Origin of the sequence: Marichromatium sp. AB32 (assembly GCF_003718675.1) — a bacterium.
In the GTDB taxonomy this organism is placed as follows: domain Bacteria; phylum Pseudomonadota; class Gammaproteobacteria; order Chromatiales; family Chromatiaceae; genus Marichromatium; species Marichromatium gracile.
This window is the reverse complement of record NZ_RHFJ01000091.1, coordinates 1-8,436: the sequence shown is the minus strand read 5'-3', so window position 1 is coordinate 8,436 and position 8,436 is coordinate 1. Positions and strand designations below refer to the sequence as shown.

Sequence of the window (8,436 nt, the reverse complement as noted above, 5' to 3'; positions counted from 1 at the left end):
CGCCTCCGCTCAGCTCGGCGGCGCGTCCTCGGCGAGCGCCGCGTGCCGCTCGCGCAGCCGCGCCACCTGCTCCAGCGCCTCGGCGTCGGAGAGCCCGCCACTGTAGATCTTCGGCCAGCCCTCGGGGCGACGTCTGAGCCGCTTGTAGGGCCAGATGTACTGGTTCGGGCAGGTGCGCACGCACTGCTCGATGCCCTGGTTGAGGGCGCGCGCGGCGACCTCGTCGTCGGCGCTGTCGATGCCCTCGGGGGCTCGGATGCAGTGGATGCGGAAGCCGCTCTGGTCGTCGAGCCGTTCGGCGAACATGAAGATCACCGGCGCCCCGGTGCGCCGCGCCAGGCGGTTGACCAGCAGCATGGTGAAGGCGGGGATGCCGAACAGCGGCGCGAACACCGCCCCCTTGTCGGCCTTGGGCTCCTGATCGGGCAGGACGCCGACATAGTCGCCGCGCTCGAGCGCCTGCACCAGTACGCGGATGCCCTTGCCGGTGATCGGTGCCAGGGTCGCGCCGCTGCGCCCGCGGGCGCGCCGGATCAGGTCGTCGAGATACTTCTGCGGCTTGTAGAAGATCGCCGTCGGTCCCTGCTCGGCGAGATAGAGTCCGGCCAGCTCCCAGGCGCCGATGTGCGGCGAGAGCACGATCAGCCCCTTGCCGTCGCGCCGCTCGAGCAGCTCCGCCCCGCGCACCTCACGGACCAGCGAGAGGGTCTGCTCGACGGGGCGCAGCCACAGATGGGCGATCTCGCAATAGGTCTTGGCGACCTCGCGCAGGGTGTCGTCGCGCAGTGCGAGCAGTTGCTCGCGGTCGCGCTCGGGGAAGTTGAGCGCGAGGTTGATCAGGGCGTTGCGGCGCTGACGGTTGGGCCAGCGCGCAACCAGCCAGCCGAGGCCGTTGCCGAGACGGTGAGCGAAGGCCAGCGGCAGACGTGCCATCAGTCGCATCAGCGCCCGTGCCAGCGCGTCCTTGATGCGTACGTCCAGCGGGGGTCGTGGATCTCGATGTGTCGCCAATACTGTCTCCCGATGCTTGCGCTGGGCGGTGATGCCCGAGGGCGCTAGGATAGCCGGACGCGCCTCCGCGCGCGGCACAATAACAAGAGCGATCCCACCACCAACGAGGAATCCCCATGCACGACGCTGCTCCGCAGAGTCTGACGCCGCAGCAGGCGCAGGCGATGCTCGACTCCCACCCCCAGGCGATCCTGGTCGATATCCGCTCGTCGATGGAGTATCTGTTCGTCGGTCACCCCAAGGGCGCGGTGCACGTACCCTGGATCGACGAGCCGGACTGGACCGTCAACCCGGACTTCGAGACCGAGATCCGCAAGCTCCTGCTCGGCGGCGCGAGCTGCGAGTCCGACACCGAGCAGTGCCCGCCGGTGATCCTCATCTGTCGCAGCGGCAAGCGTTCGCACGAGGCGGGCAAGGCGCTGCTCCAGGCCGGGCTCAAGCGTGTCTATCACGTCGGCGAGGGGTTCGAGGGCGAACTCGACGAGCACCATCACCGCAGCAGCCTCGGCGGCTGGCGCTTCCACGGTCTCCCCTGGGAGCAGTGCTGAGCCCGCGGGTCGGGCTCAGCCCCGGCGCTGGAGCGCGTCGCGGCGCTGCTCGGCGTCGCGCCGGCACAGCGCGATGAACTCGAGCTGGTGCACCAGGTCGTGCGCCAGTTCGAGATTGTCCGTCGAGGGATCCTCGAACAGGGTCCGCAGCTCCTTGGCCAGTACCGCGCTCTGCTCGGCCAGATCGGTGAGCACGCTGGAGACGGCGAGCGCGGTGCGGGTGCGGTTGCTCACCTCCTGGAGCTGCTCGCGCAGCTCGAGCTGCTCGACCAGCAGCCCGGCATTGCCCCGTCCGCGCCCCAGCTCACGCCCGTGCAGGCGCAGCAGATAGCGCGCGCGCGCCAGTGGGTCGAGCAGCGTGCGGTAGGCCTCGTCGAGTTGCGACGGCGAGGCGGCGGCGAGGGCGGTGTCGGCGCGGGCCTGGGCGCTCAGCGCACGATAGCGCTCCGCCAGGCGGTTGGTGTCGACCGTGAAGCTCGTCGGCAATCCGAAGAGCTCGAAGTGGTTCTTGGCTGCGTCCAACTCGGCGAAGACAGTTGGGTGGATCTCGGGCATCCCGCCGCCCGGGGTCATCCGCACGGCTCACCCAGATCCTAGGCCCTCGGAGCGCGTGCTGGCAAGGCGTTTGCGCGCCTGCTCAGGTGTTGGCGGCGACCCGCGAGACGTCGAGCTTGACGTCGACGGTGGCGCAGGAGGTCGGTGGGTGCGGCTGGGTGGCCTCGCGCTTGTCGACGAGCTGCTGCAGGGTGATGGCGTTGAGATAGTCGAAGATGTGGTCGCTGAGGTCGTTCCACAGGTCGTGGGTCAGGCAGGGACCATTGTTCTGACAGTTGTGGGCGCCGCCGCAGCGGGTGGTGTCGACGTTCTCGTCGACCGCGGCGATCACCTCGGCAACGCGGATCTCGGCGGCGGTACGGGCGAGGTTGTAGCCGCCGCCCGGGCCGCGCACGCTGGTCACCAGCGCACGCTTGCGCAGCTTGGCGAAGAGCTGTTCCAGGTAGGACAGCGAGATGCCCTGGCGCTGGGCGATGTCGGCCAACGCGATCGGTCCCCGACCCTGGTGGATGGCCAGGTCGAGCATCGCGGTGACCGCGTAGCGGCCTTTGGTAGTCAGTCTCACGTTGCACCCAAGGGAAAATACAGCGAACAAGTGTAGGGTTATTCTACGTTACCCGACCGTTACGATCAATTAATCCGCACCACGCCAGGGCACTGCGCTCAGCGCTGGCGTGCATCCTCGGGTCGGCGCTGACCCGAGTCGGCGTCCGTCTCGCCGTCGGTGGCCGGGGGGATGCTCATCGCGTCGAGATCGCACTCGTGCTCGAAGCGGCGCATGATGCCGTGGCCCTCGAGTGCCTGCGACATCAACTCCATGCGACTGTCCATCTGGTGGATATGATCGAGCATGCGGTTGATGGCGTTGGCCACCGGGTCGGGGACATCGCGGGTGGCGCCATAGGCGTCGAAGCCGATGCGTCGGGCGGTGTCGGCGCGGCGCTTGCTCGCCGCATCACGCGCCGGCTCGATGACCCGGCCCGGCACCCCGACCGCGGTCGCTCCGGCCGGCACCGACTTCACCACCACGGCGTTGGAGCCGATGCGCGCGCCGTCGCCGATGTCGATCGGACCGAGCACCTTGGCCCCGGCACCGACCACCACGTCGCGTCCGAGGGTGGGATGACGTTTGCCCTTCTCCCAGGTGGTGCCACCGAGCGTCACCCCGTGATAGAGGGTGCAGTCGTCGCCGATCACCGCCGTCTCGCCGATCACCACGCCCATGCCGTGGTCGATGAAGAAGCGCCGGCCGATCACCGCGCCGGGGTGGATCTCGATCCCGGTGAACAACCGCGCGATGTTCGAGAGCAGGCGTGCGGCCCACTTGAACTCGCGGCGCCACAGACCGTGGGCGATGCGATGGACCACCACCGCGTGGATGCCGGGATAGGTGGTGAGCACCTCGAAGGTGGTACGCGCCGCCGGGTCGCGGTCGAAGACGCAGGCGATATCCTCTCTCAGTCGTCTGAACATGTGGTGTCCTTGGCGGTGGGGGCGGGTTCCGTTGGCGCCGGGTCGTCGCGCCCGGGGCGCTTGCGACCCTGGGCGGCGCTGAGGATGCCGCGCAGGATGTTGATCTCGGTGCGGTCGGGGCGGGCGCGGTTGAACAGCCGGCGCAGACGGATCTGCAGGGTGCGCGACTGCTCGATGTCGCCGAAGCCGACCGCGCGCATGGTGGCGGCGAGATGGCCGTGGAGGCCCTCGAGGTCGGCGGCGTCGGCCAGATCGGGGCGCTCGTCGACGTGCTCGCTGAGGCGGCCGACGAGGGCGTGGCGACGCAGTTCGTAGGCGAGCACCTGGACCGCGGCGGCGAGGTTGAGCGAGCTGAACTCGGGGTTGGTGGGGATGTGCACCAGATAGTGACAGCGCGACAGCTCGGCGTTGGTCAACCCCGAGCTCTCGCGCCCGAACAGCATCGCCACCTCGCCGTGGGCGGCCTCGGCGAGCAGTCGGCCGGCGGCCTCGGCGGGGTCGAGCACCGGCCATTCGATGCTGCGCAGCCGGGCGCTGGCGCCGATCACCAGACGACAGCCCTCGAGCGCGCTGTCGAGGTCGTCGTGGATGCCGGCGCGCTCGATCAGGTCATCGGCGCCGGCGGCGCGGGCCAGGGTCTCGGCGTCCGGGCGTTGACGCGGCGCGACCAGCTCCAGACGCGACAGGCCCATGGTCTTGAGCGCACGCGCCGCGGCGCCGATGTTGCCGGGGTGGCTGGTCTCGATCAGCACGGCGCGGATGCGCCCGAGGTTTTCTTCGCTGGTTTGGGTCATGGATGGGGCGTTCTCTCAAGACGCTGATAGGGTTCTCAATCTATGATACGCGGACCACATCCGTTATCTTTCATCCTTATGCATCCAAGCCTCAACATCGCCATCCGTGCCGCGCGCAGCGCCGGCAAGATCCTCCTGCGTTATCTCGATCACGTCGACCACATCAAGGCCGAGACCAAGGGACGCAACGATTTCGTCAGCGACGTCGATCGTCTCGCCGAGGCGACCATCATCAAGGAGCTGCAGGCACGTTTCCCGGGCCACGCGATCCTTGCCGAGGAGAGCGGTCTCCACGGCAAGGGCGACTATCAGTGGATCATCGATCCGCTCGACGGCACCACCAACTATCTCCACGGCTTTCCGCAGTTCTCGGTGTCGATCGCGCTCAAGCACAAGGGGCAGCTCGAGTGCGGCGTGGTCTACGATCCGCTGCGCGAGGAGATGTTCACCGCCGCGCGCGGCGAGGGCGCCCAGCTCAACGACCGCAAGATCCGGGTCGCCAAGCGCCCCTCGCTCAACGGTGCGCTGATCGGCACCGGCTTCCCGTTCCGTGACCAGCGCCATATCGACGCCTACATGGGCATGTTCAAGGCCATGACCCTGGCCACCGCCGGGCTGCGTCGTCCGGGCTCGGCGGCGCTCGATCTCGCCTATGTCGCCGCCGGACGCACCGACGGTTTCTGGGAGCTCGGCCTGTCCGAGTGGGACTGCGCTGCCGGCGCCCTGCTGGTGCAGGAGGCGGGCGGTACGGTCAGCGACCTCGGCGGTGGCAATCGCTTCCTCGAGACCGGCAATCTGGTCGCCGGCAACGTCAAGGTCCACAAGGCGATCCTCGAGACCGTCGCGCCCTTCCGCTCCGAGCAGCTCCAGGCCTGATCCCGGCCGGCCCGCGCGGCGGGTCCGGTCGCCCTCCATCGAAACGCCCCTCGACTGTGCCAGATCAACCGGGACGCTCGGCGTCGCGGCTATGATCGGTGCACGGGGGTGTGTCGTGGTGTCCCCGAAACCGCTTCGCACCCCATCCCCGCGCCGCCGATCCGAGTGCGGCGCACCGGCCTGGGAGGAGTGCCCGCGATGCCGTGCAATCGCGACCCCGTCGCCCCCGAGGGCATGCTGGCGATCACCGGTGCAGGTGGTCACGGCGCCCTCACCACTGCCCAGATCCTGCTTGCCGCGCTCGGTCGCGCCGGTGTCCACGGGTTGCTGACGCGCGCCGCCGGTCCGCAGATCCGCGGCGGCGAGTCGGCCGCGACCCTCCGCTTCGCCTCGCGCCCGGTCGCCTGCATGGCCGATCGGCTCGACCTGTTGCTCGGGCTCGACTGGGCCAATGTCGAGCGCTTCGTCGACGAGCTGCCGGTCGACGCCGACACCCTCATCCTCCAGGACGTCGCCAGCGCGCCGCCGCCGCCCTGTCTGACCGGGTGCGGCGCACGGGTGCGGGCGCTGCCGCTCGCCGCGCGCGCCGCCGAGATCCCCGGGGGGCGCGCCAACATGGTCGCCCTGGGCGCGCTCGGCGGCTGGCTGGGGTTGTCTCATGCGGCGCTGAGCGCGGCCAGCGAACGGGTGCTGGCGAGCAAGGACGCCGCCACCCGCGCTGCGGCCATCGCCTGTCTGGAAGCGGGGCTAGGGCTGGTGGAGCAGGGTGGGTGCGCGCCCGTTGGCGGCGCTGCCGGGCTGTGGAACCTCAGCGGTAACGAGGCCGCCGGTCTCGGCGCGCTGCGCGCCGGGGTGCGCTTCGTCGCCGCCTACCCGATCACCCCGGCGACCGAGCTGCTCGAATGGCTGGCGCCGCGGTTGCCGCAACGCGACGGTCAGCTGCTCCAGGCCGAGGACGAACTGGCGGCGGTGAACATGGTCATCGGCGCGTCCTTCGGCGGGGTGGCGGCGCTGACCGCCACCTCCGGCCCCGGACTGAGCCTGATGGTCGAGGGGCTGGGACTGGCGGTGGCCAGCGAGACCCCGCTGGTGGTGGTCGACGTGCAGCGCGGCGGTCCCTCGACCGGGATTCCCACCAAGACCGAGCAGTCCGATCTCGGTCTGGCGCTCTACGGGCTCCACGGCGATGCCCCGCACCTGGTGCTCGCGCCGCTGGGCATCGCCGATTGTTGCTTCACCCTGGAGTGGGCGGTGGGGCTGGCCGAACACCTGCAGACGGTGGCCATCGTGCTCTCCGACCAGGCGCTCGGCCAGTCGCGCGCCATCGTCGATCCGCCGCCACGGGCCCCGCAACTGCCGCCCCGACTGGTGCCCGACGGGCCTCTCGATGCGCCCTTCCAGCGTTATGCACCGAGCGTCGACGGACGCTCGCCGATGCCCGCGCCCGGCCAGTCGGGGTGTCGCTATGTCGCCGAGGGACTGGAGCACGACGCCTCGGGGACGCCCTCGAGCCTGGCCGCCGATCATCGCCAGCAGCTCGACAAGCGCGCGCGCAAGCTCGACGGTCTCGATCCGGGGCCCGATTGGGCCGAGATCCGTGGTCGGGGTACGCGTTGTCTCGTCACCTGGGGCAGCAGCGCCGGGGCGGTGTTCGAGGCCGCCGCGCGGCTCACCGCAGCGGGGCATCCGACCCGGGTGATCGCGCTGCGGCTGATCGCCCCGCTGGCGCGTGCGGCGCTGCGCGAGGCGCTCGATGGCGCGGCGTGGATATGGGTGGTCGAACTCAATCAGGACGGCCAGCTGTTTGCCCATCTCCATGCCCAGCGGGTGCTGCCGCCACAGGCGCGCGCGCTGGCCCGGCCCGGCCCCCTGGCGTGGCGACCGGGCGAGATCGTCGCCGCGGTGCTGGATGCGGAGGAGACCGATGACTGAGTCGCAATCACCGACTACCTCGACCCTGCGTGCCCGTGACTACAAGTCCGGGGTGACACCGGTGTGGTGTCCGGGCTGCGGACATCACGGCGTGCTCGCGGCGCTGACCCGGGCGCTGGCCCATCTCGAGTTGCCGCGCGAGCGCCTGGCGCTGATCTCCGGCATCGGTTGCTCCTCGCGGCTGCCGGCCTATGTCGCCGCCTACGGCTTCCACGGCGTGCACGGTCGCGCCCTGGCGCTCGCCGGCGGTCTCAAGGCGGCGCGCCCCGAACTCACCGTGCTGGTGCTCGGGGGCGACGGCGACGGTTTCTCGATCGGCGGCAATCACTTCCTGCATGCCTGTCGGCGCAACCAGGACCTCACCTATGTGGTGATGGACAACGAGGTCTACGGCATGACCAAGGGACAGGCCTCGCCGACCACCGCGCCCGACTGGCAACAGGCCAAGCTCACGCCGCACGGCACCGGGATGCCGCGCTTCCTGCCCACCGCGATCGCTCTGGCCGCCGGCGCCGGATTCATCGCCCGGGGCTTCTCCGGCGATCCCGCGGGCTTGAGCCGGTTGCTGGTCGAGGCGATCGAGTATCCCGGATTCGCCCTGGTGCACGTGCTCACCCCCTGTCCCACCTTCAGGCCCGAGCATCGCGACTGGAAGGGGCGGGTGCATGTCGATGACACGGGGCCGAGCACCGATCCGGTGGCGGCGGCGCGCCGGATCCAGGCCGATGACGGCAAGACCCTGGGGCTGCTGTTTCGCCGCGCCCTCACGCCCTGGCGGGCCGAGCAGGCTCCCGCGTGCACGCTCGAAGAGATCGAGTCGGGGCTGCTGGCATGAGCGCGGGCCCGGGGTCGGTGGATTCTCTCGCGGCGCTGCTCGCCCACGCGCTCGAACTCGAACACGCCAGCCACGAGCGCTATACCGAACTCGCCGCCGGGATGGCGCTGCACCACAATGCGCCCGCGGCGGCTGCGTTCGATCGACTGGCCGGGCTCAGCGAGGCCACCGTGGCCCGGGTCGAGCACCGCGCGCGTGGGCTGTGTCTGCCGCGCATCGCGCCCTGGGACTTCGCCTGGTGTGGTGACGGTGCGCCGGCGCCCGATGTCGGCGGGGAGGGCGTCGACTATCTGATGAGCGTGGCCGAGGTGCTGGAGCTGGGCATGCGCGATGCCCGGTGTCGTCGTGACTTCTATGCCGGGTTGGTCGATCAGGCGGCGCCCGAGGTTCGCGAACTCGCCGTGTTACTGGC

General features: G+C 70.3%; 10 protein-coding genes. 5 read left to right on the top strand and 5 right to left on the bottom strand.

Translation table 11 applies throughout. The features are described 5' to 3' along the window. Window positions 1-9: 9 nt before the first annotated feature. Window positions 10-1,011, bottom strand: coding sequence for a lysophospholipid acyltransferase family protein (locus EBL85_RS16115; RefSeq protein ID WP_255419406.1), 1,002 nt, complete (start codon window positions 1,009-1,011; stop codon window positions 10-12). Between the two features lie 116 nt (window positions 1,012-1,127). On the opposite strand from EBL85_RS16115, the gene EBL85_RS16110 reads away from it, so the two are divergent. Then, window positions 1,128-1,559 carry a rhodanese-like domain-containing protein gene (locus EBL85_RS16110; RefSeq protein WP_123139922.1) on the top strand — a complete coding sequence of 144 codons (432 nt, stop codon included), beginning with the start codon at window positions 1,128-1,130 and terminating at the stop codon, window positions 1,557-1,559. 15 nt (window positions 1,560-1,574) lie between these two features. Here the strand turns inward: EBL85_RS16110 and hscB are convergent, their stop codons facing one another. The 4 genes from hscB to EBL85_RS16090 form a co-directional block, all read right to left on the bottom strand. Continuing rightward, window positions 1,575-2,132 carry a Fe-S protein assembly co-chaperone HscB gene (gene hscB / locus EBL85_RS16105; RefSeq protein ID WP_223806177.1) on the bottom strand — a complete coding sequence of 186 codons (558 nt, stop codon included), beginning with the start codon at window positions 2,130-2,132 and terminating at the stop codon, window positions 1,575-1,577. Window positions 2,133-2,196: 64 nt separating this feature from the next. Further along, window positions 2,197-2,679: a Fe-S cluster assembly transcriptional regulator IscR gene (iscR, locus tag EBL85_RS16100; protein ID WP_123139921.1), complete on the bottom strand. Its 483-nt coding sequence runs from the start codon at window positions 2,677-2,679 to the stop codon at window positions 2,197-2,199. Between the two features lie 98 nt (window positions 2,680-2,777). After that, window positions 2,778-3,587 carry a serine O-acetyltransferase gene (cysE, locus tag EBL85_RS16095; protein WP_123139920.1) on the bottom strand — a complete coding sequence of 270 codons (810 nt, stop codon included), beginning with the start codon at window positions 3,585-3,587 and terminating at the stop codon, window positions 2,778-2,780. Beyond that, window positions 3,572-4,381 (bottom strand): RNA methyltransferase, encoded by an 810-nt coding sequence (locus EBL85_RS16090; protein ID WP_123139919.1) that lies wholly within the window; start codon window positions 4,379-4,381, stop codon window positions 3,572-3,574. The genes cysE and EBL85_RS16090 overlap by 16 nt, the downstream gene beginning before the upstream one ends. Window positions 4,382-4,459: 78 nt before the next feature. Here EBL85_RS16090 and EBL85_RS16085 point away from each other — a divergent pair, with 78 nt between their 5' ends. The 4 genes from EBL85_RS16085 to EBL85_RS16070 form a co-directional block, all read left to right on the top strand. Further along, window positions 4,460-5,257 (top strand): inositol monophosphatase family protein, encoded by a 798-nt coding sequence (locus tag EBL85_RS16085; RefSeq protein ID WP_123139918.1) that lies wholly within the window; start codon window positions 4,460-4,462, stop codon window positions 5,255-5,257. Between the two features lie 198 nt (window positions 5,258-5,455). Next, a complete protein-coding gene (locus EBL85_RS16080) occupies window positions 5,456-7,189 on the top strand; it encodes a 2-oxoacid:acceptor oxidoreductase family protein (RefSeq protein ID WP_123143434.1) in 1,734 nt (577 codons plus the stop codon). Continuing rightward, window positions 7,182-8,024 (top strand): 2-oxoacid:ferredoxin oxidoreductase subunit beta, encoded by an 843-nt coding sequence (locus tag EBL85_RS16075; RefSeq protein ID WP_123139916.1) that lies wholly within the window; start codon window positions 7,182-7,184, stop codon window positions 8,022-8,024. The genes EBL85_RS16080 and EBL85_RS16075 overlap by 8 nt, the downstream gene beginning before the upstream one ends. Window positions 8,025-8,041: 17 nt before the next feature. Continuing rightward, a partial coding sequence (locus EBL85_RS16070; RefSeq protein WP_148040570.1) for a rubrerythrin occupies window positions 8,042-8,436 on the top strand: 395 nt, incomplete at its 3' end.